This is a genomic window from Sulfobacillus sp. hq2 (assembly GCF_002903155.1).
GTDB lineage: Bacteria > Bacillota > Sulfobacillia > Sulfobacillales > Sulfobacillaceae > Sulfobacillus > Sulfobacillus thermotolerans.
On sequence record NZ_NWUL01000045.1, the window covers coordinates 112568 to 139228 of the forward strand.

Annotated in this window: 21 protein-coding genes; 8 read left to right on the forward strand and 13 right to left on the reverse strand. The window is 52.5% G+C overall.

What is annotated here, in order from left to right:
- Positions 1–89 precede the first annotated feature (89 nt).
- A complete protein-coding gene (locus CO251_RS13155; RefSeq protein ID WP_103376275.1) occupies positions 90–3416 on the forward strand; it encodes a protease pro-enzyme activation domain-containing protein in 3327 nt (1108 codons plus the stop codon).
- A gap of 42 nt (positions 3417–3458) precedes the next feature.
- Here the strand turns inward: CO251_RS13155 and zwf are convergent, their stop codons facing one another.
- A complete protein-coding gene (gene zwf / locus CO251_RS13160) occupies positions 3459–4868 on the reverse strand; it encodes a glucose-6-phosphate dehydrogenase (protein ID WP_103376276.1) in 1410 nt (469 codons plus the stop codon).
- Complete coding sequence (locus CO251_RS13165; protein WP_103376277.1) at positions 4869–6674, reverse strand: glycoside hydrolase family 15 protein; 1806 nt, start codon at positions 6672–6674, stop codon at positions 4869–4871.
- A 256-nt stretch (positions 6675–6930) separates the two neighbouring features.
- Here CO251_RS13165 and CO251_RS13170 point away from each other — a divergent pair, with 256 nt between their 5' ends.
- Positions 6931–7899: a diacylglycerol kinase family protein gene (locus CO251_RS13170; protein WP_103376278.1), complete on the forward strand. Its 969-nt coding sequence runs from the start codon at positions 6931–6933 to the stop codon at positions 7897–7899.
- 11 nt (positions 7900–7910) lie between these two features.
- On the opposite strand, the gene CO251_RS13175 is transcribed toward CO251_RS13170, so the two are convergent.
- The 8 genes from CO251_RS13175 to rmuC form a co-directional block, all read right to left on the reverse strand.
- Positions 7911–8936: an XdhC family protein gene (locus CO251_RS13175; RefSeq protein WP_242968601.1), complete on the reverse strand. Its 1026-nt coding sequence runs from the start codon at positions 8934–8936 to the stop codon at positions 7911–7913.
- Positions 8936–9391 (reverse strand): carbon monoxide dehydrogenase subunit G, encoded by a 456-nt coding sequence (locus CO251_RS13180; protein ID WP_242968602.1) that lies wholly within the window; start codon positions 9389–9391, stop codon positions 8936–8938. Before CO251_RS13180 ends, CO251_RS13175 begins: the two co-directional genes overlap by 1 nt.
- Positions 9392–9417: 26 nt before the next feature.
- Positions 9418–10536: a VWA domain-containing protein gene (locus CO251_RS13185; protein WP_103376280.1), complete on the reverse strand. Its 1119-nt coding sequence runs from the start codon at positions 10534–10536 to the stop codon at positions 9418–9420.
- Positions 10529–11422 carry a MoxR family ATPase gene (locus tag CO251_RS13190; RefSeq protein ID WP_103376281.1) on the reverse strand — a complete coding sequence of 298 codons (894 nt, stop codon included), beginning with the start codon at positions 11420–11422 and terminating at the stop codon, positions 10529–10531. Before CO251_RS13190 ends, CO251_RS13185 begins: the two co-directional genes overlap by 8 nt.
- A 5-nt stretch (positions 11423–11427) precedes the next feature.
- On the reverse strand, positions 11428–12279 hold the full coding sequence (locus tag CO251_RS13195) for a xanthine dehydrogenase family protein subunit M (protein WP_103376282.1): 852 nt from the start codon (positions 12277–12279) through the stop codon (positions 11428–11430).
- A complete protein-coding gene (locus tag CO251_RS13200; RefSeq protein ID WP_103376283.1) occupies positions 12260–14626 on the reverse strand; it encodes a xanthine dehydrogenase family protein molybdopterin-binding subunit in 2367 nt (788 codons plus the stop codon). The genes CO251_RS13195 and CO251_RS13200 overlap by 20 nt, the downstream gene beginning before the upstream one ends.
- 27 nt (positions 14627–14653) lie before the next feature.
- Positions 14654–15181 (reverse strand): (2Fe-2S)-binding protein, encoded by a 528-nt coding sequence (locus CO251_RS13205; protein ID WP_103376284.1) that lies wholly within the window; start codon positions 15179–15181, stop codon positions 14654–14656.
- A gap of 214 nt (positions 15182–15395) precedes the next feature.
- The gene (gene rmuC, locus CO251_RS13210; protein ID WP_242968603.1) at positions 15396–16868 is read right to left on the reverse strand and encodes a DNA recombination protein RmuC; all 1473 of its coding nucleotides are present in this window, start codon (positions 16866–16868) and stop codon (positions 15396–15398) included.
- A gap of 246 nt (positions 16869–17114) precedes the next feature.
- Between rmuC and CO251_RS13215 the strand changes: the two genes are divergently transcribed.
- From CO251_RS13215 to CO251_RS13240, 6 genes are all read left to right on the forward strand, one after another.
- Positions 17115–18179 (forward strand): hypothetical protein, encoded by a 1065-nt coding sequence (locus CO251_RS13215; RefSeq protein WP_103376285.1) that lies wholly within the window; start codon positions 17115–17117, stop codon positions 18177–18179.
- On the forward strand, positions 18176–19885 hold the full coding sequence (locus CO251_RS13220; protein WP_103376286.1) for an SCO family protein: 1710 nt from the start codon (positions 18176–18178) through the stop codon (positions 19883–19885). Before CO251_RS13215 ends, CO251_RS13220 begins: the two co-directional genes overlap by 4 nt.
- 47 nt (positions 19886–19932) lie before the next feature.
- A complete protein-coding gene (locus CO251_RS13225; RefSeq protein ID WP_103376287.1) occupies positions 19933–20847 on the forward strand; it encodes a hypothetical protein in 915 nt (304 codons plus the stop codon).
- Positions 20848–20870: 23 nt separating this feature from the next.
- Positions 20871–21410, forward strand: a complete 540-nt coding sequence (locus CO251_RS13230; protein ID WP_103376288.1) for a hypothetical protein — start codon at positions 20871–20873, stop codon at positions 21408–21410.
- Positions 21411–21601: 191 nt separating this feature from the next.
- Positions 21602–22180, forward strand: a complete 579-nt coding sequence (locus CO251_RS13235; protein WP_103376289.1) for a hypothetical protein — start codon at positions 21602–21604, stop codon at positions 22178–22180.
- Between the two features lie 215 nt (positions 22181–22395).
- Complete coding sequence (locus tag CO251_RS13240; protein ID WP_103376290.1) at positions 22396–23622, forward strand: MFS transporter; 1227 nt, start codon at positions 22396–22398, stop codon at positions 23620–23622.
- 50 nt (positions 23623–23672) lie between these two features.
- Here CO251_RS13240 and CO251_RS13245 read toward each other — a convergent pair whose 3' ends face one another.
- From CO251_RS13245 to CO251_RS13255, 3 genes are all read right to left on the reverse strand, one after another.
- Positions 23673–24515 carry an MBL fold metallo-hydrolase gene (locus CO251_RS13245; RefSeq protein WP_103376291.1) on the reverse strand — a complete coding sequence of 281 codons (843 nt, stop codon included), beginning with the start codon at positions 24513–24515 and terminating at the stop codon, positions 23673–23675.
- 4 nt (positions 24516–24519) lie between these two features.
- On the reverse strand, positions 24520–25242 hold the full coding sequence (locus CO251_RS13250) for an NUDIX domain-containing protein (RefSeq protein WP_103376292.1): 723 nt from the start codon (positions 25240–25242) through the stop codon (positions 24520–24522).
- 385 nt (positions 25243–25627) lie between these two features.
- Positions 25628–26578: an NADP-dependent oxidoreductase gene (locus tag CO251_RS13255; RefSeq protein ID WP_103376293.1), complete on the reverse strand. Its 951-nt coding sequence runs from the start codon at positions 26576–26578 to the stop codon at positions 25628–25630.
- Between the last annotated feature and the right edge of the window lie 83 nt (positions 26579–26661).

The window sequence follows — 26661 nt, forward strand, 5'->3', positions numbered from 1 at the left end:
GCGCGCAGGGCTTGTGCGCCCCTCGAACCATACATTTTGTGGTCACAGTACCTTCCTGACATTTCCCATCAACATGAGCAGGAGTTTTCATGTCCAAAGCGAACTCTTCTAAGTACATATGGCAACATGCCGTGAAAAGAGGAGCGCTTGCCGTGAATATCCGTGCCATTCCTTTTATCCTATCCACTGCTATGATATTACCGTTGATAAATGTCAAAGTTATGGCCGCGACTCCGTTGGCGTATGCGGTACCGATAAAATCATTGCCGCATACGGGATTGCCATCCACGCCTTTTTACCAAAGTGAGTTGCCCACCTTGGAGCACTCCGCATCCCAAGGAACCGTGCGCAACGTGACAATCCTGGTGGATACCCCAAGGCGCGCTGCATTATTGCAAAATTACGCCCGCGCTGTCAGCACCCCCACCTCGCCTTTGTATCACCACTTTCTCACCCCTCAAAAACTGGCGCAAGAATTCGGGCCGTCACCTAAAGCCTTTGCGCAAGTGATGCAAGCCGTCAGCGACGCCGGTTGGCAGATTATCCACCGGACCGCATTAACCCTAAGTGCCGAAATACCCGCCCATCGTTCAACGTTAAAAATTCCCGTCGCTCGGGATTTGTACGCCATTGATGGACTTTCTCCAGTCCACATCATCACCCCGCACGCGACCCTCGCCAAGGCGTGGACGCACTCTCCCGGCCATCTCGTGACCGTGCGTTCCGAGACGTCCACTAGCAATCTCACATCTTATGATTTCTCACAACCGCCTACTCAAGTCGAGTCCGTGACGGCGAGCAATGGGGACAGCATAACTGTGATGAGTTTCAATCCAGCCATCCGTTCCGACATTCCGGCGGGGTTGCCCTTCAACCTGATTGTCTCGGCTCAAAGTCCCACAGGCCAGCCTCTGGCTATTCAATCAATCGCCAATATCGCCGATACCTTGAATAACATTGGCTCGTACGGGAACGGCCAAGCATTTCCTGGCAGTAATAACACGCTTTGGCAGCTCGAGTTAGCTGGCTTTAGTGCCACGAATCAAGTGGACACGCTGAGTGCTACCGTGACCTTGGCCGACGGCACCATCCAAAATATCTCGTTCCCACTGCCGACGTTTAGCGGCCCAGCCACTGCACTCTTCCCACTCTCCGGCTCTCAGGTTAGCCAACTCTTAGGTGCCCAAACGCTTTACCAAAAGGCACTGCAGACCCCTCCAGCACCGGTCGCCATTTTAACCGTGGGAGATGCTCCGAGTCTTTCTGACCTATCGACCTTGATGGCTCAAGAATCTTTGCCCGTGCCTTCCGTCTCATTTCCCAATACCGGTTCAGGGTCATCGACCACCACGTCTGGGTCAAGCCCCTCAGCCGTCGAACCGAATTTGGACCTACAAGCCGTGGCGTCGGTAGCTCCTGGTGCTCCCATTGCCGACTACGTCTATAGCGCCAACGATCCCGCTGACCCTTTGACATCATTTTTGGCATTATTGGCCCAAAATGGCGCACCGAAAATCGCGACCATTAGTTATGGCTTTTACGGAGAAAATGCCGCGACACTGAGCACGTTAATGAATGCCTGCACGGCGGAAGGCATTACCCTGGTATTCGCCAGTGGGGACGAAGGCGCTTACGCGAGCTCCTCGGGCATGAGCCTTGGTACCCCAGATGCCGACAATCAACCCGACGCTCTCACGGTGGGAGGGCTCAATCTCGCGGCCGCCGCGACAACAAACAATACGGGTACCATGACAAACCTGTCTGGCCCGGTTGTCCTTAAAGCATGGGGGGGCGACTATCTGAATGGATTGCCGTTGCCGATCCTGCAAGCCTATCTCGCTGAAAACAATGCCTCAACGGGCGGATTCGGTAGCACGCCCATTCCTAGCTGGCAAACCCCAGTGTTGCCCGCTAATGCATCAGGTCTTGGAATTCCCGATATTGCTTCCATGGCTGGGTTTCCATCGTTTCAGGGAGTGATTGACGGCTCGGTGGTGGGACTCGGGGGAACCAGTTTAGCCGCCCCATTAACAGCCGGTTGGCTTGACGATCTTGAAACGGCTGATGGCATACAACATATCGGCCTCGGTAATATCAACCCGCTGCTGTTTAACGCAGCCCAGGATCATCCGCAGGATTTTATGCAAGCCTTATGGGGCAGTAACGGATATTACAGCGTCACTAGTTCCGCCCCCGGTTCATGGAATCCCGTAACGGGTTTGGGTGCCCCCAACTGGGATCAGTTAGCACAAGTCTGGGATCCGCAGTCGACGTCTGCCAGTCAATTGCAATGGACGCATGTCCCCTCGCAAGCAGTGGCCGGCATTCAACAAATGTGGACCTTAAAGGTCCTTAATGGCCAAGGCAATCTCGTATCCACGTTTGCGAATACGGTAACTCTGACCAGTTCCGATACTCACGCGCATTTCCCCGCCCAGATTACCTTTACGAATGGCCAAGCCCAAGTTCCTGTCACGTTCGAGTCGCCGGGCACGCAAAGCCTCACGGCCTTTGGTCCCCACGGCGCCAATATCCAACCCGCGACCGTCTCCCTTTCTGTGGTGCCCGCTCCTACGATATCGACGTCTTCAAATCCGGTCGTCGCCCAACCCATCACGGTCACCGTGGGATTTTCATCGTCATCTGCGGCTCTATCCTACCAGTTTTGGATTCGCAATCCTCAAACCGGCTTGTGGAGCGCGCCACAGGGCGGATTTTCCTCCCGCAACACCTTGCATTTTACCCCTGTTGTGCCTGGTCGCTACGATCTCATTGTTTATATCCAAGGACTCGGCTCCTCACCTGTAACGTTCTCCGATACCATTAACGTCTTGGCTCCCAAGAACACGCCCATGGTGTCTGCGCTACATCTCAGCGGGCCTTCGGCTTTCGCGTCCCGCGGCCAATCCCTAACCTTAACCGCTCAGGCTACGGACGCGAACGGCACGCCCCTTTATCAATTCTGGCTGTTAGCTCCTAACAAAGGATGGGAAATGGTTCAAAACTATTCGCCTCAAAACACTTGGACCATTAGTAATCTCCAACCGGGATCTTATGTCATTGCTGTCTACGCGCTCGATGGCCAACAATTTGCGCAGCATGATTTCTCGCAAGCCTTTGATGCGACGACCGTCATCAACGTGGACAGCCACGTCAACTTAACCATCTCTTCAACCAATCCTGTGGCCTTAGACGCTCATGCATCTGGGATCTCGAATCCCGTTTATCAGTTCTGGATTCAAAGCCCCAACGGTCAATGGCACGCCAGTGGAGCCTACGGAGCGGGCACGGACCTCTTCCAACCTAATGGATCAGGCACTTATACCATTGTCGTCTACGCCAAAGACCTGTATGCTCCAGCCACCAGCGCATTCGCTGTTAGCACCTCCATGACCTTCACAGTGCCCGCAAACTAAAAACGGGCCGGCATCCCAACTATGGGGCCCGGCCCTTTGCCGTTATGATGGCAGTGGACGCCACTGCAATCCGGCCTCCATCAATCGATCCTGGCTGCGCGGCCCTTGGCTGCCAGCAGGGTAAACTTCTGGTGGGGTATTGGCCCACGCTTTCAAAATAGGGTCCACAATCCGCCATGACTGCTCAACTTCGTCCCACCGCGGGAAGGCGCTTTGTTCCCCACTGAGCACATCTAAGAGCAATTGTTCATACGCCGAATAATCATGCTCTCCAGCCTTTTTATACGGCGCACTCAAAGTCACTTGTTTGGTATCCATTTCCAGGCCGGGTTTTTTCGCAAACATCACGAGGTCAATAGCTTCATCGGGTTTCATCCGAAAGACTAGCCAATCCGCCAGGCCCGCCCCAAATAAGTGGCGCGGAACGGGTTTGAGCTGAATCGCAATTTCAGCGTAATCTGCAGCCAGCCGCTTACCGCTTCGCAAATAAAATGGAACGCCATGCCATCGCCAGTTATCGACATGGAGTTTCAATGCCGCATACGTTTCTGTCTGGGAATCTGCGGCAATTCCGTTTTCTTGAACATACCCAGGAACGGCCTGGCCCTGAGTCGTTCCCGGCCCATATTGACCTGCCACCGCACTGTCCGCTTCCAGAGCGCGCACAGCCCGTAATACTTCCGCCTTGTGATTATGGAGCTCCTCCGCTGCCCATCCACTCGGCGGTTCCATGGCGACCAGTGCGAAAAGCTGCAACAAATGATTTTGCAACATATCCCGCAAGGCACCCGCCTTGTCATAGTACTGCCAGCGTCCTTCTAGCCCTAATGTTTCCGCATAGGTAATCTGCACTTGCGCAATATGAGCCCCATTCCAGACGGATTCCAATAATCGATTGACAAAACGAAAGACAAGAACATTTTGCGCCGTATCCTTACCGAGAAAATGGTCAATGCGAAAGATCTGATCTTCTGCCCACCACGCGGCAATGGCGTTCCCTAACGTTTGGGCCGATTCCAGATCCCAACCAAACGGCTTTTCTACGACCAGCCGTCGCCACCCATTCGTTTGATCATTGAACCCTGCCTCTCCCAGGCCCTTTGCGGCTTGAGCAAACAGTTGCGGTGGCAATGCCAGATAAAACACGGCGGGTCCGGTAATGTCTGGAGCCAACTGCTTTAGATCGTGAGCCTGCAGATCGCCGGAACGATACGTTACGGAAGCTTTCAAGCGTTCCCAAGTGTTCGCATCAAAAATCGGCGCAAAAGACTTGAGGTTGTTTTCAACATGCGTCAAAAACTGCGAAGCACTCCAATCTTCTTTCGCATAGGCAATAATCCGCGTAGGCGCCCATTCACCTTGGGCGTATAAACGGTAAATGGCTGGAAACAAAAGTCGACGGGTTAAATCGCCTGTGGCTCCAAAAATAACAAAGGTGCTATGGTCCGTCATCTAACGCCCTCCTTCAACTTGAACTTTGCGTTCCGCGGCATATGGATCTGGAAACCCCCTGGTTGCTTGTTTTCGCTCCATCAACGCCGTAATCACAGCGGCATGAGGAAACAATTGCGGAAAGTTTCCATGAGGTTCTAGTGTCACCGGATCGATATGTTCAGCAAACAACCCCATGTCAGTCACACCACGTAACTGGGCCGCAATTAGCGCATCAGCTCGCTCGAGATTGCCTTTGCGCAAATAAACCCGAGCCAGCCAAAATCCTGCAAGCGTAAAAGGATACAGCACTGGACCCATATTGTCTTCACGGTAGCGATAAACGAAATCTTGGTGTAGCAAGGTGGCTTCAATGTGTTCCAAGGTCCTAGCAAACACCGGATCGTCCACCCCAACAAACCCATAAAGCGGCATCGTTAATAAGGCCGCATCGACATGGCGATGATGTTTGCCCTGCGTAAAATAGGGAAGGCCACTCTCTTTTACATCTTGCCAAAGACTGTTCGCCACCCGTTCCGCCACCTGCCCCCATGTCTTCGCGGTTACAAGATCTTGCATGGCCTCTTTCGCTAACGTTTCACCCACTTTGAGAGCCACCCAGCACATCAGTTGGGAATGTGTGTATAAATCGTCCTCATCGCGAAATTCCCACAACGAAGCATCCGGCGTCTTCCAGTACTCGGCAACCCATGACACCAGTGTCAAAATTGCCCACCAATATTCTTTAATAAAGGTCTGATCATGCGTCTGCCGCCAATATAATAAGACCACCCATAGCAAGTCGCCCTCAATGTCCATCTGAATTTGATCACTGGCTGCATTCCCGACACGGACGGGCCGCGAATTTTTATACCCCGCCAACCAAAGCAACTCACGCTCGCCTTGACTCCGTGTCCCATCCACGCGGTAAAACGGCGCAGCCAACGGTTTGCCCACTAAATCCACAGTATTTAACATGAATTCAATAAAACGTCGGCACGCTACCGGATCACCGGCCAACAACAAGGCTTCTGCTGCATACGAAGCATCACGGACCCAGACAAACCGGTAGTCCCATTGTCGACCCGCTCCCACAGCCTCCGGCAGCGATGTGGTCGCGGCCGCTAATAACGCTCCATTTGTACGGTACATGAGGCCCCTAATCACTAACATACTCCGGTTAAATGCCTCGGGGTGAGGTCCGTCATAAGGGAGCAGGCTTCGTTGCCAAAACTTCCGGGTGGCATCTTCGACGTTTGGCGCATGAGCCAGCGGTTCTTGTAGCCAGATGCGATCTCGTTCGTAATCTTGCCCATAGCGCAGAACTACGACAACTTGCCCTGGGCCAATTTCCCAATGATCCCGACGAGCAAGTTTTTTCATCGGCCCTTGAATCGTCAAAACTACCACTTCAGGTCCCGCCGGATGGCGAAAAATAGCGCCATCGTCAACGATTTCATAGGCTGAGCCCGCCGCGCCAAAAGAAAAAGTCGGACGGCAAATCAGTGTTAACGGAATATCGGCATCCACAACCCTCCACAGCGCCGCACGTCCAATGGGGAGAAAATCCCGCAGTTGTGCCTGACCCTGCTCGGTGTGGAAAGTTGTGACGACAATATTCGTGTTCTCGCCATAGACTTGTTCACTCTCAAAATCATCGCGGGGCTGGATGCTAAAAAACCCGCCCCGGGTTTTATCAAGCATGCGGCAAAAAATCGCATCACTATCAAAGCGAGGAAAGGGCAGCCATTCAATAACCCCGTCGGGGGAGACTAAAGCCGATGTATAACTATTGGACAAAAACCCATAAAACAACGGCTGAGACACGATAAGCGCTCCCTTCTAGGCGCATTGCAATGCGGATATGTCTCGCTATACACGCGCCTCTTTTCTACCTTACCGCACTTCCTCGCCAGAAGATACCAGTGTCCGGTATTGGCTTTACGGCTAAAATTCCATGAAGTATAGCACACCCATGATACAATGATCCCACAGCACTACGGACTAGGAGGCCTCATGAGTTCACTCAGACACCCCACCACCTGTCGTTACCATTTTTTCATATACTGCCTTTTGGACGACCATGGCAACCTTGCTCACTAAAGACCGTCCGTTATGGGCTCAAGGACGTATGATTGCCATTGTCAACCCGCATGCGGCGTCGGGACGGGCTCTACGTACATGGGAGGGGCTTAAGCGCGTGGCCGATACTTGGCACATGTCTTTAGCAACATGGCAAACAAAGCGTCCTAAGCACGCGACGCAGCTTACTCAACGTGCCCTTGAGCTCAATGCATCAGCGCTTTTTGTTATTGGTGGAGATGGCACGCTTAATGAAGTAGTCAACGGCCTTATGGCTAACCGGAATCGCCCGTTACCGGTCCTGATTTTAATCCCCGGAGGAACGGGTTCGGACTTTAGCCGGACGCTCTATGCCCCAGAGCTCAGGCATCTTTCCCCCCAATTGTTCTGGGAAGGGATTATGTCTTGGCCTGTCGTCTATGCGGACATTGGACAGCTGACACTTCAAGGGCCCGGCGGTATCGTGCAAAAATACTTTGCGAACGTTGCAGATGTCGGGTTAGGCGGTGTTACGGCATCCTACGTTAATCATCATAGCAAGCGGTTGGGCGGCCGAGCATCCTTTATCGTAGGCGCGTTCAAAGCCTACCAAATATTTCACCCCCAAGCACTGACGCTCACGATCGACGGATACCAAACACAGATGAGTCCCTTGACTGTCGTTATGGCTAACGGCGCATATTTTGGGGGAGGCATGTGGATTGCGCCTACTGCCCGCATTGATGACGGCGTATTAACGGTCATCTTAGTCGATAATGTTCCGCGTTCATTCTTTCTCCGCCACTTCTTGCAAGTGTACCGTGGACGGCATACCACCCTTCCCGGTGTACGCGTCATGGAGACTCAAGAACTGCGAATCGATGCCAATACTCCCCTCCCTCTCGATATTGACGGCGAGGATTTACTCACCAAGCATATTGAATGCCGGATTATCCCTGCCATTTTGCCAATTCTTAGACCAATCACATGAACTGGAGTTCTTTACTGTCCATGAATTTTCTCACGGCCCTTGAGGTGGTCAGGAGTGCGCTTGGCGCGTACCGCCATCATTTCGCTGACAATGCTAATGGCGACCTCTTCCGGCGTTTCGGCTCCCACATCCAATCCCACGGGAAAAAACGCCACATGAGGTTCGAATTGCCTATTAATATGTCGTAACATCTCTTGGGTGCGGCTTAAGGGCCCCAAAACTCCAACATACCGAGGCTGAGACCGTAAGGCCAAGTCTAGGCAGTGTTCATCACGGTCTTGATGATGGTTCATGATTACCCAATAGGCATGGGGCCAACGCTCGGCATCGACATGCTGCGCATCTTGATTCACCCATTCGACGGCTTGCGGGAAGACTTGGGGATTATTAAACATTCTGCGCGGATCCAACACACTGACTTCAAAGCCGGCTTGTTGTGCCAAGGCGACCAACGGTTTGACGTCATGTCCGGCCCCTGTTACCACCACTTTTTGCGGCGGCGTCAAATGGTCTAAGACCCATCCCTCTCGGACGACCGTTTGACCTTCTCCCACGGGCACGACAGAAGGCAACGGCGAACCTGAAAACGTCGTAATAACGGAACCCGCCTGTAAAAACCTCTCGGGGCCGTTCAGCTCAACACCAAGAACAAAGGGCGCATCCTCTTCCAGCAGACGGCCAAAGGCTTGCCAAAACGGATGGGCCACATCAATAGCCGCAACCCAGACATCGATTGCGCCTTTGCACCCAATGCCAAGGCCCCACATATCTTCTTCGGTTAAGTCATAATGGCACAGCATCGATTCTTTTGTGTTCATTAAATCTTGCGCATGCGCGAAAATATCCCCCTCAAGGCAGCCCCCGCTTAAGGTGCCCGCCATTTGCCCATCGCTCGCCATCATCATCTTCGCACCCGGCCGCCTATAAGCCGAACCCGTCACTGCCGTAATCATCGCCATACACACCTTGTGTCCGCTCGCCTGCGCCGCGCTCATAAGGTGCCAAAGATTTCGCGCTTCGCGTAGCTGGGACATCATCACGCCTCCTTGGCCTGCAATGCCGCTTCTTTGGCCATAGCCGAAAAAAACTGATTGACAATGTAGGTGGCGACACCTGATAACATGCGTTGCCCGACTTGCGCAATGGGCCCCCCAACTTGCGCTTCCCCCTGGTAAGTGACCAGGGCAGCTTGGTCTTGGGAGGAAAAAACAACGTCCATATGCACTTCTACAAATCCTCCAGGACCCTGTCCCGTCATAACCAAGCGATAGGACTGGGCCTTGATGGGATCTCTAATCTCCATACGTCCTTGATATTTGCCCTTGATAGACGCCACCCCTATCTCCATCTCTGCCGCATAGACACCTTCTTCTAATGGTTCCAGCGCCTTAAGTCCTGGCATAGTCCGCACTAAGACAGCCGGATCCATAAAGAGCCTGTAAGCCATCTCGGGGGAAACGCCAAGCCGTTTATGTCCATCGATTTTCATCATAATCTCCCTTCTAAAGAACCGTCATATTATGTTAACCGTGCCCACGCTCTGACACAGTCATCGAGACTGCCGGCTGGTTCGATGCGTGCCGCAAATTGTGCCAAGGCCCGCCCTGTATCCGTCGCAATGCGGTAGCCATCACGCCCTAGCCAAGGGTTCCACCAGACCACACGGTGGGAGCGTCTTGCAATGTTTCCCAATATCACCCCTAAGCCATCGGCTGGCAGCGCATCATAGCCGTCCGTGATGATCACCACATCGCTCCGCGTCGTCGTATGCGTTTGCAAGATTTTAGACAGCGCCCGGGCCGCCATGGCAAATTGCGTGCCTCCTCGTAAATCGTGGGCCATCTCAAACACAGCTTCATAGGCATGCGCCTGGTTCGCAATTTGTAACGCGGCCGTCACATTAGTGAGACGGGTGCTGAAAATGACCACTTGCAGCCGATTTTTTGTGGCCACTAGCGCATGCAGAAATTGAAAATACATGGCCATAAAGCCATCCATCGAACGGCTCGCGTCCCACACAATCCATGTCGGACGCATGGCCGTGCGCTGGGTTTGGTGCCACAGAGTCATAATTTCGGAGCGCCCCCGGTTCTTGCGCAAGAGTCTCGACAAATTCCACAATCGACCACGACGCGCATCTCTTCTACGGTAAGCTCGCATGACGTGTGGCGGCACCGCCAGTAAACGTCGTCGCCATAAATTATCCACGACGGTATGTGTGGGACTTTGGGCCCCATGGACTTCCTCGTCACTGGCTCGACCACTATGCGTCAACACGGTACGATTGCTCATGGTCAATGAGAGAGACATAGAGGCGTCAATCCAACTGACCCAAGTCCGTCCTTGTTCGGGCAAACCGATGCCCGACAGCCAGCGGTCACCGAATGGCGCTGCCGGAGTGATCCCCGCTAAAAAAGCGGCAAAATACGCATACGCCCGGTTAAATAACACCCGTTGCTCAGGCGATGAAATCCAAAGGGCCGACAGGACCGCATGCACACCAGGAAGCGAAAAGTCTTGGGTTAGCGCCATAGCCCGGGCAGCCAAGACCACATCTTCCACACTCAACGAGAATCCCCACTTACGTAAAGCCCGCGCAAACACCCCTAGATTCTGAGCCGCCCTATCCTCATCCATGAGCAATTTCCTGGAGAATGGTGGTTACGGCCTGATGGTCCGCTTGCCCCATATCTTCACGGTATTTCAAAACGCACCCCAACGTCCTCTCGACAGCCTCTGCCGAAAGGGTCTCAACCCCAAGAACTTCGAGCGCAGAAGCCCAGTCCAATGTCTCGGCCAACCCAGGGGGCTTTTGCAACGTCTTCGTTCGTAGACACTGCACATAGCGGACGATGTGCTCCGAAAGGCTAGGATTTAACTGCGGCATGCGTTCACGCAAGATGGCCATTTCCCTTTCATAAGTTGGGTAATCCAACCACTGGTACAAGCACCGTCTTTTCAGGGCATCGTGCACATCGCGTGTGCGGTTCGACGTCAGAATCACAATGGGACGCTCGACCGCTTGAATTGTTCCGAGTTCCGGTATGCTAATTTGAAATTCCGAAAGAACCTCTAGCAAAAACGCCTCAAATTCATCATCACTCCGATCAATCTCGTCAATAAGCAGGACAGGCGCCGGCCCATTGGGACGAATTGCCGCATAAAGGGGCCTTTTGAGCAAGAAATCCTCGTGATACAGCGATTGTTCGAGGGTATCGCGGTCATCTCCATCCAATTCGCGAATGCGAATGTGCAAGAGCTGCCGCGGATAGTTCCATTCATACAGCGCGCTTTCACGGTCAATGCCCTCATAGCATTGCAAACGGATTAAGGGAACGTCCAACATTTGGGCAACGGCTTGAGCCAGGGCGGTTTTCCCGACCCCTGGCTCTCCCTCTACAAAAAGTGGACGCTCAAGCGCAATGCTTAAGAATACTGCCGTGGCTAACGCAGAGTCTGCCAAATAATGCTGTGCGCGCAAGCCCGCTATGACATGGTCAACACTTTGCGGTTTTCTGCCCATAGCGCTCAGCCTTGATTACCTAATGCCGCAAGCGCGCGCGTCACATAAACACGACATAGATTGGCTTTATAGCCATCATCATCGTCGTCAAACGACTGGTCACTCGCCACCTGTTCGGCGGCCTGCAATATGACATCACGCGTAAACGTCTGACCTACCAGCATCTGCTCGGCACTAAAGGCCCGAAACGGCACCGAGCCTATGCCGGTTATCGCTATACGGCAGGAGTCAACCTGCGCGTCCCTTAGGACAACCCATGCAGCAACGCCAATGATGGGATAGCCTGAAGCCAGATGAGGACGTTTGAGATATATGGACCGGGCCCCTTGAGCCATTCGTGGAATGCGAATCGCTGTCAGCACTTCACCTGGGGCCAATGTCGTAATAAAAGGCGCTAAAAAAAAGGAATCAATATCTTCCCGCCGCTTTCCCGCCGGTCCGGCAATCTCCAACTCAGCCCCCAAAGCTAGTAGGGCTGCAGGCAGATCAGCGGCCGGATCCGCATGACATAAACTGCCACCAATGGTCCCTCGGTTGCGCACTTGTAAATCCCCAATGACCCGCGCTGCTTCGGCAACAAGCGGAGCGGCCAAAGCCACTGATGGATCACGGACAAGTTGCACGTAACGGGTAAATGCCCCAACCCGAAGTTCGTTATCACTTAAGACGATTCCTTGCAACTCAGGAATCTGGCCAATGTCAATAAGATGAGACACGGTGGATAAGCGCAGCTTCATTAAAGGCAATAAGCTATGGCCACCTGCTAATATTTTGGTATTATCCGGGTCTTCTTGTAACCACTCAATGACGTCTTGGACAGAATGCGCATTCCGGTAATCAAATGGCGTCGTGAACATGCATGTGACCTCCTTTGGACGCAATAGCCTGCCACACCTTGCGAGGGGTTAACGGCATCGGTAGATCTTGAATCCCAAAAGGTGCGAGGGCGTCCATGACCGCATTCACCACGGCAGGGGTGGAAGCAATCGCCCCCGTTTCCCCCACCCCTTTAACTCCTAAAGGATTGTGGGGTGAAGGCGTTGTCGTATGTGCGGTTTCAAATTTCGGAAAGAACCGCGCTTTAGGCATGGCATAATCCAAAAATGATCCCGTCATCAATTGCCCATTGGTGTCATATTCCACGCCTTCGTACAGCGCTTGCCCGATGCCTTGGACTAGCCCTCCATGAATCTGCCCCTCGACAAGCATGGGATTAATCACGACACCCACGTCATCGACCGCAACATAGCGCATCAATTCCACGTCACCCGTATCGGGATCCACTGAGACGATAGCAATGTGCGTACCAAATGGGTAGGTAAAATTTTCCGGATTGTAAAAAGCCGTGCCTTCCAACGCCGGTTCCATGCCCGCAGGCAAGCTCCACGCCAAATAGGCATCAAGCGCGGCTTCTTGAAATGTCACAGCACGTGCTGGCAATCCCTTGACCGAAAAGATTCCCTGCTCAAATTCCACATCATCTTCGCCCACTTCAAGCTTATGCGCCGCGATTTTTCTCGCCTTCGCAATCACCTTTTGATCTGCTAGATGAATAGCCGCACCCCCAACGACCGTTGTCCGCGACCCATAAGTCCCCCACCCCATGGCAATTTTGCTCGTATCGCCGTGAACCACTTCAATATCTTCTGGGGGAACGCCAAGCTCCTGGGCAACGATTTGCGCAAAAGTCGTTTCCTCACCCTGACCGTGTGGTGAAGCCCCTGTAAATACCGTCACTTTTCCGGTCGGGTGCACTCGCACCGTGGCACTTTCCCAAAGTCCCCCTTGAAACCCTACAGCCCCTGCCACTTCAGAAGGCCCTAATCCACACATCTCCACATAGGTGCTGAACCCAATACCAATATATTTGCCTTGCTGGCGCAGATTTTCTTGTTCACGCCGAAATGCCGCATAATCGACAATCTCTAGCGCCTTGGCCAATGCGCCTTGATAGTTGCCGCTATCATATTGCAGACCGAAAGGATTCGTATAGGGAAAAGCTTCCGCGGGGATTAAGTTGATGTTGCGCACTTCTAACGGGTCTTTGTTAATGGCGTGAGCGTATAAGTCCACCATTCGCTCAACCAAAAACGTAGCTTCTGGGCGCCCGGCGCCCCGATACGCATCGACAGGTGTCGTGTGCGTCAGCATCCCATAGACCTCCGCCGAAGCTTGCGGAATCGCATAGGCCCCATTCACGATGAGTCCAAATAAAATGGTGGGAACACCAGGCGCTGCGGTCGATAGATAGGCCCCTAAATTGGCATAAGTCTTGACGCGAATAGCTTCGATGCGCCCATCTTTTGTCCCCGCTAACGCCACCTCTTGCACATGATCGCGCCCGTGACTGGTCACGGTAAAGTTTTCTGTACGGGTCTCTGTCCATTTCACGGGCCGATTGAGCCGACGTGCCGCCCATGATACGATGATTTCATCCGGATAGCAGGAAATTTTACTACCAAAGGCGCCTCCGACATCAATCGCCACAACGCGCAATTTATGTTCCGGAATGCCCAAAATTCCAGACATGAGCAAACGATGAATGTGAGGATTTTGGGTCGTCGCCCAAAGGGTCAGTTCTTCGGTTGCCGGATTCCATTGTGCCACCGCTGATCGCGGCTCCATGGCATTAGGCACAAGCCGTTGTTGTCGAAATTCTTGACGCACGACGACTTCGGCCCGGTTGAAGATCTCCTCCACATCCCCTCCGACTTTCCAATGAAAGGCAACGTTTCCCGCAATATCTTCATGAACTAAGGGGGCTCCCTCTTGAGCGGCAGCAAAAGGATTGGTCACAGCGGGCAAGGACTCATATTCCACCTCTACAGCATCGACCCCGTCCCTGGCTTGTGCTGGTGTCTGAGCAATGACGACAGCCACGCCGTCTCCTTGATAGCGCACCATATCGACAGCCAAGGCTGGATGAGGGGTCATTTTCATTTCGGAGTCGGGGGGAATCCACGCAGTGGGAATGAAACCCACCTCGTCTTTCAAATCAGCGCCCGTAAAGGCGGCGACAACACCCGGCATTTTAAGCGCACGACTTACATCCACTTTAACAAGACGCGCATGCGCATGCGGACTGCGAACAATCCCCGCATAGAGCATGCCTGGCAATTTTATATCATCGGTATATTGACCTTTTCCACGGATTAAGCGAACATCTTCATGCCGCTTTAGTGCACTCCCGATTACATCAGCCACTGCACATCCCTCCTGGGCATTCACAAATTAACCGATTTTCGTTTCCCGTTCCTCCGTTTGGCGTTCGTCCATAATTTCTTGCGCCCTCTGCACAGAACGCACGATAGTCTCGTACCCCGTACAGCGACAGAGCAGCCCATCGAGCGCATCACGAATATCGGTTTCAGAAGGATGGGGGTTTGTTGAAAGCAGATACGAGGCCGTCAACATGGCACCAGGCGTGCAAAAACCACATTGCAACCCATGTTTTTCCCAAAATCCTTGTTGCACAGGATGCAATACCTCTTGTTCTAAGCCTTCGATAGTGACCACTTCCGCACCATTTGCTTGCACCGCCAACACGGTGCAAGACTTCACCGCGTCGCCATTTAACAACACCGTACACGCACCACATTGTGAGGTATCACACCCGACATGGGTGCCGGTTAAACCCGCTTCGTCCCGTAAAAAATGGACCAGGAGAGTGCGGGGCTCCACCGAACGCGTGATTGTTATTCCGTTTACCGTCATCGTGACAGACACTTGGCTAATCTCCACACGACGTCCCCCAATCATGGCTATCAGATTTGTACAACTAGTCCGATGGTATCACACCTACTAAATTGAAACAATAATCAAACACGTTATTATTCAAATCGACAATCCCATCAAATTCAACATTATTCGACAAACCACGAAGGGAAGTTTAGCGTGTGAGCTTATCCAACAGACACAAAAACCGCCATCTCGAAGGATGGCGGTTTAAAAATCCAAAAGAAGTCCCACACAATTATTCGAGCGAAGCTATATCTCCCTCCGGCAACAAGGAAGATATCTGCCCCGGCGAAGCCGCCTCTACCGTCCGCAACTTGCGCTCAATCGCGCGAGAACGAGTCCGGGCCGTATCAATGGTATTGCTCGCCTCTTGCAGTTTCTTTTGAGTCTTTTCGAGAATATCGCCAAATTTTCCAAACTCCGTTTTAACCGCCCCTAAGAGAGACCAGACCTCACTCGAGCGTTTTTGAATGGCCAAGGTGCGAAAACCCATTTGCAAACTATTTAACAGCGCTGTAATCGTCGTGGGTCCTGTGACAATGACATGGTACTCACGCTGCAACGCTTCCCACAGACCCGGCCGTCGTAGAATTTCCGCGAATAATCCTTCCACAGGAAGGAACATAATAGCAAAGTCGGTCGTGTGCGGAGGATTGATATATTTTTCTTGAATGGCTTTGGCTTCGTGGCGGACCCGATTTTCCAACATTTTTCCTGCTTCTGCCGCCACGGCTCCGTCTCCCGCTTCTTCGGCATCCATTAATTTTTGGTAATCCTCCAAAGGAAACTTGGAGTCAATCGGCAAAAGGACTTGTTTGGCATCATCATCTTTTCCAGGCAGAAAAATGGCAAAGTCGACGCGTTCAAGCGAGTCGGCCCGTACCGCGACGCTGCGCTGATATTGTTCGGGACTGAGCGTTTGTTCTAAAATATTGTCTAACTGAATTTCTCCCAACGTCCCGCGCGTTTTTACGTTAGCCAATACCTTCTTAAGATCCCCAACTCCCGAGGCTAGAGTCTGCATTTCCCCTAGTCCTCTATGCACTTGTTCTAAGCGTTCGCTGACCAGCTTAAACGATTCTCCGAGCCGTTGTTCCAGCGTTTGATGGAGCTTTTCGTCAACAGTGACCCGCATTTGTTCGAGTTGTTTATGATTGTCTTCCTGCAGTGCTGAGAGTTTCTGCTCCACAGTCGTGCGCATCTGTTCCAGTTTTGTTTCATTCACCGTCGTCAAATCCGCCAGTTGCTTGGAAAACGAATCTAAAAGCCCTTTATGTTGGGTAGCCATTTCACTAATGGCCGCAATCGTGTTTCGGTAATGAGCTTCCAACGCGTGCTGAGTCTCTTGGGAGAACGCATCAAAGCGATTCTTATCCGCATTGGCCAAACTTGACAAATTACTGGCGATAAACTGTTGAATGGTATGGAGAGCTGTTTGTTGCTCCCTAGACTTATCACCTAAGGTCACAAGCAGCGCATCCCCTAAACGCTTGAAGGCCTCTTGCACTTCTTCACGAGTCATTTTTGCGCTAAGGCTGGACTCTGTGCGTCCTTGCATCAATTCCTCACGAACGGCTTGCTCAACCGTCTTTTGATATTGCCCGATCACATCAGACACACGACCGTTCGAACGATATTGGATTAAGAGAATCATAACGATAATGTTTAACACTAACGACAGAGCCACTAAAATTTCCAAGAGCGTCAATCGATTTCCCCTCTTCTCACGCCGTGTTGCGAATTTCTTTCAAGTATACAATGCAACCATCACGTACGCAGTTAAAGCTTCCCTCGAATACCATATAACCCAAGGCCTGGTCGCCGCGAAGAAGTATAATCAGACTTATCCGGAGCACCCGTCCAAAATAGCCAGATTTAACCGTGTGCCGTCTTAAAATGCTGTGCTACCATAGTACTAACGTTTAATAACTACCACCAATAAGGGGTGTTCGTTATGAATATGGGGTCTCCCTTACCACCCGCATTTGCTGAAGCGGAATTTTACCATATTTTTTTCGTGTTATTAGCTATCGTCGTCGCGGGCGGCCTAATTATCGGTATCCGGGCATACCGTTTAGGCCACAAAACCATAGCTTCGCCATACCCAGCGGCTCACGAATGGTTGATGCGCGGCATTGGGGCACTATGGCTTTTAGATGGTCTGTTGCAAGCGCAACCGCTCATGATTACGCGTTTCATCGGCGGATTTCTTGCACCTATGCTGCAAGGACAACCTGCACCTGTTGAATCCCTAATGAATATTAGCATTCGGCTATGGGCTATCAACCCTGTACTTTGGAATGAATTCGCGACATGGATTCAGATCGGCATTGGACTCACCATGTTGTTTGGAGCTGGCACTATTTGGCGTCAAGTCGGACTATGGACCTCATTAGCGTGGGGACTCATTGTATGGGTCGGAGGCGAAGCCTTTGGCAGCCTATTTGTCGGCGGCAATTGGCTAAGCGGTTCCCCTGGCTCGGTTCTCTTGTATATGCTTGCCGCCATTCTTCTCCTCGCGCCCGCGACTTACTGGAATTCTCCCCGCGTGGCTAAGGTCTTAAGGCTCTCAATGATTGGCTTGTGGACGCTTTCAGCTTTTCTACAAGCTTGGCCGGCTGCTGGGTGGTGGCATGGTCAAAACCTCGCTTCGTACGTCTTGAGTATGGCTTCAATGCCGCAACCTGCCATCTTTTCTGCTCCTCTCTTTGCCTGGGCTAAATTATTGGGTCAGTCTCCTGCCTTATGGAACGGTATCTTAGTCGGCGTGTTTGCGGTATTGGCTGTCTTGTGGGCTCTCAAACCACGTTCTGGGTGGACGTGGTGGCTCACAGCCCTTGTGACCTTTGCCACTTGGTGGTTGGGCCAGGATTTTGGCGTGCTTGGTGGCATGGGAACCGATCCTAATAGCGGCGTTGTGGTGTTAATCGGACTGGTTGTCTACGCACAAGTCGTGCAACTCCCCTTATTCCATTGGGTATCACACCACGAACCCGCCGTGGAGCATTCCGCGTTATGAGTACGGACAAGAAAAAACTCGTATGGCCATGGATCGCTGCCCCAGCAGCGATTGTGGCCGGATTGGCAGCCGGTCATTTTTGGGTCTCTTCGCCCTCCACGACCCTATCAGCGGCGGCTACCCAGGCATTAGCCGCCGACGGCATGACGCCGGTCAACCATGTGCCGGCCCCTAATTTTCACCTGGTCAACCAAAACGGCCAGCCTGTCAGCTTAAGTCAATTTCGCGGTAAAGCGGTCGTCATGACCTTTTTGGACCCAGTATGCTGGTGGGATTGTCCGATCGATGCCCAAGAAATGGTCGACATGAATCACCTCCTTGGGCCCAAACTAGCGTCACGTGTGGCATTGGTCGCGGTCGTGGCAAACCCCGAGTACCATAGTATTTCCGATGTCCAGGCGTTTGACAAAGAGCATGGTCTAACTCATGTAAAAAACTGGACGTATGCTACCTCATCGTCGTTGAGCACGCTGAAAACCATTTGGCACCAATATTTTGAGTACGTGAATGCCCCGAAATATGGCATGGTCCAACACACTGATGTGTTTTGGCTCATTTCGCCCAATGGGCAAGAGGAATGGCTCAGCGATCCCAGCGCACGTACGCAATATATTGGAGGCACGTCCCAATTGCTGGCCACGTACGTCGCCAAAATGTTACATGCGTCGTTGCCGCCCCAGACTCTAAAAACTTCCAGCCTGGGGCACGGGATATGGCAGCCCATGGGCCTATCATACGCCTTAAGCGCACAAAATCTTTCCCAAGGATGGGCTCTTTACCCCTATCAAGGGTATCGCGGCTTAGGTCACACCGTCAGTGGCGGTTCAACATGGCATTTTGCCACGCCCTTAGGAGAAACAGAGCGAGGCGGCATCGAGATTAATAGTCTCAATCCCTCCACCGCTTGGTTGATGATTGGTGCGTATGGACTACAACCGGACCCTATGGTCCGCGTGACCACCAACAGCGGAGCCTCGTGGAGCACTGCATGGCCGGTACCGGGGGCGATTCCCCCAGAAGCCATTCACCCTCTGGCAGCGACCTCATCTAACTCTGCCTGGATATTGGCTAATCACAAGCTTTTAGAGACACAAAATCAGGGTCAAAACTGGACCACCGCCGCATCACATGCCCCCTGGGTAAAAGATGAAACGCTTTCTGCTCAGACTGCCCAGTCGCTATGGGTCACGGGAATGGATAAAGCCAGTCACCATGTCTCTATTTGGCATTACACCCATGGTTGGCATGCAGTGTCCGTGCCGGTCCCAACCGCATGGAACGGTTTAGGGGTCGTTGCTTCAGCCCCCGAGTGGAGCTCGTCTACAGACGGGGGCATGGCGTTATCCGTCACCATTCATGGTCGTCAATCCGTCGTGTGGGATGCCACAACCAATGCTGGGGCTTCATGGCATTTGGTCTCACCCACCGCAACCATTACCGGCAACCCTGCGGCAAGTGTGCGTGCCGACGGCAACACCGTCTACGCGTTGCAAAAAAATGGCTCGCAAACTCAAGTCATCTCATGGCAACCGGGGCAGACAACGTGGACCCCTGTGGGCACTCCACTGCCGAATCAGCAAGCAGGCGTAGCATTGGCGGTGCCCTCTTCGGGCATTCTTTGGGTAATGAGCCCGGATTCTCCGGTTCCCGTTGTCTGGACAAGTACCAACAACGGCGCAACATGGGTTAAATCGGGCGCTGTGTAAAGATATCACGGACAAAACCTCATTGTGGATGGGAGGGACAACAAAGCATGCCATGGCGCGAGCGTTTGAGGATAGGAACAGGCGCTTTATGGATCATTTCGGGGCTACTCATGTTTCAGCCGCTTATCCGTAGCCCTCTGTTCTTTACCGATGTGCTAGCTCCTGTGGCTGAAGCATGGCAACCTTTTGTTATTCGTGCGCTTTTACGCACTGGGGACCGTTTGTGGCTCACCGCCCCGCACCTCTGGCCTCTGCTAATCGGGGTGGGAGAAGTTTTGAGTGGCATTGGTTTACTGTGGCATCCTACAAAATGGGGATGGCTAACGCGTCTAAGCGCGTGGATACTAGTGCTATGGAGCATCGTCGTCTGGGTTATGGGAGAAGGCTTCGGAAGTTTGTTTAATGGAACAGGCAGCGTGCTCGACGGTACCCCAGGCAACGCCTTGCTTTACGGAATTTGCACAGCCTTGTTACTGATTCCCATCGATTTCTGGGATAGCGGGCAAGTGGCCCACCGCGTCCGCCAAGCCGTGGGGTGGATATGGATTATGATGGCGGGTCTTCAAGCATTACCAGGCGCTGGATTTTGGCACGGTTCAAGGCTAGCCGAGCTGTTTGGGCTCGTTACCATGAACGGTGCTGAGCCTGCATGGCTTCAACAATGGATTAATGAGGGAGTCATGTGGAGCTTTCATGATCCAGCGCTGGTCAATTTGCTTCTCGTCATCATCATGCTAGGGCTAGGTCTAGCGTGGCTTGTCAATTGGCGTTATGCTCCCCTCGCGACGACGTTATGGGTGCTATGGATTTGGATGATTCCGCAAGCATTTGGCGCCTTGATGACCCACCTGGCTCCCACAGTGGGGATGATAGGGCCGTGGCTGCTGCTTATTGGCTTGGCGCGGCACGATCGTAAATCCCTGCGGCAGTCTTCTCCCGCCGCTAAGCCCACCATTGCATAGCTATGAAGGAGAAGACTTTGCGTATGCGCCTTGGTCACAACGTCTCAACAATACTCATTAAGGCCCTCGGATTCGGCATTCTGATTGTCGGCTACGCTTTAATGGTCTCGGCTTGGGTGACCCGCGGTATTGTGTCAGCCGATCGATCAGGATGCCTTGGGCCGCACATTACCACCGCATGGGGCCTCAGCGTATTAGGTATGATAGCCGCCCTACTCCTTATCTCGTCCGTTTCCTCGCTAATTCATACCGTGATGTCCGCATTCCTTCCCCATCAATCAGAACGGTTGCGGTGGCAAATAGCCCGAACGGTCGCTATCGTTTTTTTGGTAGGAAACGCCTTAGCGGGCTTGATTTGGACCAACCCGACTTTGGACTTATTTGTCGCCCTACACCGTCCCCTCCGTACAGAGGCTGACCTGTTGATTTTGGCCATGGGGTTTGCCGGAGGCGTGGCGTGGCGGACGTTATGGCCGAAATGGGCATGGCTTGGTCTAATCATCTCTATCATTATGACCTATATGGTATTAGCGAATACATTAAGTCGCCACGCATGGTGCTAAGGTAGTTGCACCTCCATCGTCGCGACCATTCACAGGGCACGGCGCCTAGTTTAAACGCACTAGGCGCGGTACTACTGCCTTTGGCACATTTACCCTCCTAACGAAGCATTTTTAGCGGCAATCGTCTTATGGTAGGGTCCATGTCATACAATGACCTAAGTGACCAAACTCGCCAAAAGAATGGAGTAAAGATGGCACATTATTCGGTGTTGTCACCGGGGCTACCGGTTCAGTTGACCGTCGGCACACAAACATGGCCGGCTACGGTGCGAGCTAGGCTGCCTGATCGTATCTACTTTGCGTTCGACGACCTTGTGCCCGAACTGTTTCAACATCCCCAGACGGCCACGGTACAGTGGCACAGCCCCCCATTAACGTGGCAACTGACAATTGAGGCTCAAGCCAGTCCCTTGGATGAGCGCCTTTTAACAGGTTTGTTGGTCAGCGCCCCGCGTCCCGTGGAACACCGCCAGTTCCGCCGTTTTCTATGGCAATGGCCCATCCGCATTCAGTGGGGATGGTGGCCCCGCCACGTCTTGGGGACGACCCGCGACCTCTCGACGGCCGGATGTCGCCTGCAAACATCCCGCCCTTTGCCGGATCGTCAAAACCTAACGGCTATCCTAAGTGGGCCCACGCAGGTATGGACCTGTCAAGCGGCTTTGCTGCGACAAACTGAAGAAGCCGCCAACACGTGGACCGCTGTCATTTTGTGGATGCCCGGCCTTCAAACTCCCGAATGGCAGCAGTGGATTGCGCAGCAAGGATAATCTAAACTCCCCATTCTGTTCTATTCCTTCGTCGCCCTTGCCAAAAACGGCTCGGGCGAACTTTTCCCCTTACAAATTTTGATAACCATCTACATGGAAAAAATTTCTTATGGTATCATTGGCGTTATCTTTACTAAACACATATCTTTTTGAATACTGTGTGATGTTTCACCATTTATCATTCGTTCTAAGGGCATACCCATAGGAGGCTGACCGTGAAAAAACAGAAGTGGACAATGCTCACATTGATCTGGCTCATGATGTTTGTGGCCTACCTCGACCGTATTAATATTTCGGTCGCAGGCCCGACCATTATGCACTCGTTGCACATGAGCCCCGCCGTATTTGGTGTTGTGCTGTCATCATTCACCTTCGGGTACGCGTTATTACAAATTCCCGGCGGCTATTTTGCTGACCGGCTTGGCGCTCGAAAACTCTTAGTAATTGCCCTAATTTGGTGGTCTGTGTTTACGGGCATGACGGGACTAGTCTTTTCTGCAGGATTACTCATTGTGGTCCGGACACTATTTGGTGTCGGAGAAGGGCTGGAAAACGGCGCCCAATTCAAGTTGATTGGAGACTTCTTTTCATCTGAGGAACGCTCATCGGCCAATGGCTTATTTCTCACCGCCATCGCCTTAGGGCCAGCCTTTGTGGCTCCCGTCTCCACGTGGCTCTTAGCGCAAGTAGGATGGCATGGCCTTTTTCTGTGGTTTACGGTTCCCGGCATCATTATGGCGATTTTAATTTGGAAGCTCATCCCGACCACGCCAGACGGTGGGGTCGTGCATACCGAAGTGCGAAATAAGCACGGGCACCCCGCCAACTGGCGCCAGATTCTCGGTCAGCCCGGTATTTGGCTTGTTTTTCTGGCGTACCTCTTCTTTAATATCGCATTCTGGGGATTCTTGGGCTGGATGCCCAGCTATCTCTCGCTAAGCCGGCATATCAATCTCGCGGCCCTGGGTTTTGATGCATCAATTCCTTATGTTGCAGGATTTTTCGGCCTCATTATTATTGGATGGCTTGGCAACAAAGTATTTTACCGAACCCGCGCATTGCTTGTCGCTTTTAGCTATTTGCTCTCCGGTTTCTTTCTTTACATGGCTTATAGCGCCCACTCTGTCAATTCCAGCGTGATCGGATTGTCTGTTGCTGCATTCTTTCTATTTGGCGGCTTCGGACCTATTTGGGCCATTCCCTTGGATCTCATCCCTGATGCTTTACGAGGTACATTTACCGGCTTTGTTAATTTCGGTGGGCAAATTGGAGGATTTGTCGCTCCCATTGTCGTCGGCATAATTGTCAGCACAACGCATTCGTTTGTCGGCGGATTCTTGTTCATGATTGGCGGACTCATCTTAGCCGCTATCAGCTTGATCTTGCTGCAAATGATTACCCGCCCCCGCATGGGTCACGCATATCAAGCCAAGGCTTCCTAAAGCGCAGAAGAAAGATCCGGCGGTGAAGCCTAGTTGCTCCGCCGGGTCTTTCAAACCTCTATGGAGGGCAGCGCATATCGCCCCTCTCCTACCGATCGAATTTTTTGATCCTCTGCTAAATATTCCAAATGAGCCATCACCATTAAGGTTCCAACCTTTTGCAACGGCTCCGGATAAATGCGCTCGGCTAATTCAGACGCGGATTGCGGCTTTTCACGCAGGGATTCCACAATTTGTTCCAAGCGTTGATAGCGGTGGGTACGGTATCCGGCAATGTACGCGTGCGGATTTTCAATTAGATCACCATGCGCCGGTGCCGCCAATTTGAGATCAAGCGCAGCCAATCGGTCCAATGTATCTAAGTAGGTGCGCAGATGTCCATGGGGCGGGATAATGATACTAGTGCTGTTTCCCAACAAATTATCCCCTGCCAATAACAGGCCTTGCGCTGGCACGTATACATTGACTTGACCGGGCGTATGCCCTGGAGCTTCTACGAGTATCACCCCCGGCGCAATTTCTAGTCGTCCCCCTTGAAGAACAATCTCCCGCCACTTTGGTAACGCGCGCAACCTTGTGGAAAGCAAAAAGAAATCGGCTGAATGCAGCCAAAGGTCACAATCCCACGTATCAACCGCCCAAACAGCACCCCCGACGTGATCCGCATGACCATGAGTCATATAGACGGCCTGTATATCAGGTTTTCCCAATTCCTCCCATGCCGACTGTAACACACGCGTGCCCTCTGGCATTCCATCTGCCGTATCTACAAGAAGCATCCCATCGCGGCCTTGAATCCAGTAGCAGTGGGTATGTTGATAGGGAGGAATGGTGGCCGATGGTACGGCTGTCTGCCAGACATTTGGGACGATTGGCGTCAAATAGCTTCCCAACTGATTATCCCCCCGTTATCGAAGACTTCCATCGTTGATGTATCATGCGTAGAATATATTGCGTGGGAATCGCTAGTTGCGCGGGCGCATAACGCGTTAGCGCCTCGTCAGGCGTAAACCACTCGCCCACCGCCACTTCTTGCGACAAGGCCATTGGTCCCACCTCGATATCCCACGGCACCAAAAAGAACGCCGTATCAAACCGCCTTGTGCGCGGCCCTAAGTCCGGGGTCGTAATGCGCCCTGCCACTTCGAGCTGGGAAATGTCGGGAATAAAGCCTTCTTGCTCCATCAACGTAGGCAATTGGTCTGTCTGAGCAAGAAGACGATGTTGAAGCCTCCTGGCATCAATCCCGTTAAGACGCGGCGCAGTGAGCGCCATCCCCGTTTCTTCCCATAGTTCCCGTATCGCCGTCACCGCCAATGCCGTCCAATCCTCCACGGAAAAAGGCTCATGTCTTTCCAGCAGGGGTTGCTTTCCCATCATTTGATGAAATTCTGGTGCCATCGCCGCTTGAAAGGCTTCTTGTTCAATAAACCCCGCGTCAAACGTCCGAGTGGGCAACGTCTTCGCCACGAGTTCGTCGGCCGGGTCTTGTTTGCCCCCAGGAAACACCCAAAAACCCGGAAAAGATTGGACCGTTTGAGAACGTTGTGTTAAAAACACTTCCATACGGCCTTGTTGATGGCGATAGAGAATTATGCTAGCGGCTCGTCGCGTAGCCATTGTGCCTCACCTCTTTAACCTCACAGCGATTGTCATTCACGTAACCAAATTATTTTTTCACGAGTCGCTCAACCCATTTACCAAGGCACCTCAGCCTCGATACAGTCACATAAATTGTACTATAAATCGAAGCGGTCCAAAGATGCCATTGCGCGATTACGCAGGAGCCGGATTTGTTGGCATTGGGGCTGGCTGTCAGGTACTTACAAGCCGTTCCCCCAAGAACCTTCTTCTCAACGTGCTTGCTCAAGAACCGAGATAGTAAATTAAGGAGAGGCTCCCACCTTCGCGGGAACCTCTTCCCCTTAAATCCTTAACCAGTCCGCACTCATCCGTGAGAGATTACGTAATCGAGTCTGAGACGAGCGGCTGATGCCATGGGTGTTTATTTCTGATAGGCTCGAACCTCATCCACCACGATGCCAATCTTTCCACGGGTATGCGTAGTCTCGCTCAAGCGGTGGGCCCGAGCAATCTGGGCAAGGGGAAATACTTGACCCACGACCGGGCGCATACGGCCTGTCTCAAACAATTGGCCCAATGCCGTAAGTTTTGCCCCATTGGGTTGCAAAAAGAACCATTCAGCCCGCACGTGGTGGGCTTCCGCTGTCGCAGGGTCTGGCATTTGCGCCACAGATACCAATATGCCTCCTGGTTTTAGCACCCCAAAACTTTTCTCTTGAACCGCTCCGCCCATTGTGTCAAGGACGACGTCAAAGTCGTGGTGCATCTTCTCGAACGACTGGGTCTCGTAGTCAACGGCTTCATCGGCACCTAAGTCCTTGACATAGTCCAAATTCGAAGCTCGAGCCGTCGTGACGACAAAAGTTTGATACGCCTTCGCGAGTTGAATGGCATACCCCCCTACGCCCCCAGCCCCCGCATGCACCAATACCCGCATTCCCGGCTGGATTTGCGCAATTTCCACCAAGGCCTCCCATGCGGTGAGTCCAGCGAGCGGAACACTGGCTGCCTCAAGAAACGTTAGTGTCGACGGTTTTGGAGCCACAAGTGATTCATCAATCACGACATAATCGCTATATGTACCCGGCCTTTCCGTAGCCGGCCGGCTAAAAACGCGGTCACCCACGCGAAAATTCTTGACGTCTGGGCCGACCGCCTCTACGATTCCCGCACTATCCCATCCTAAAATAGCCGGAAAAGTCAGAGGCAGCCGTTCCGCCAAGTACCCTTTACGAATCTTCCAATCAACGGGATTAACCGATGTGGCGAAGTTGTTTACAAGCACATCGTGAGGACCTAGCGGAATAGGCTCCATAACGGCTTCGCGAAACACTTCTGGTGGACCATACTGGTCAATGACCATCGCCTTCATTCCTCAACCACCTTTCGCCTCGTGAATCTCTTGTATTGTAGACCAAGCATGCACGATTCCCAAGCCTTTCGTTGAGTGCCGAA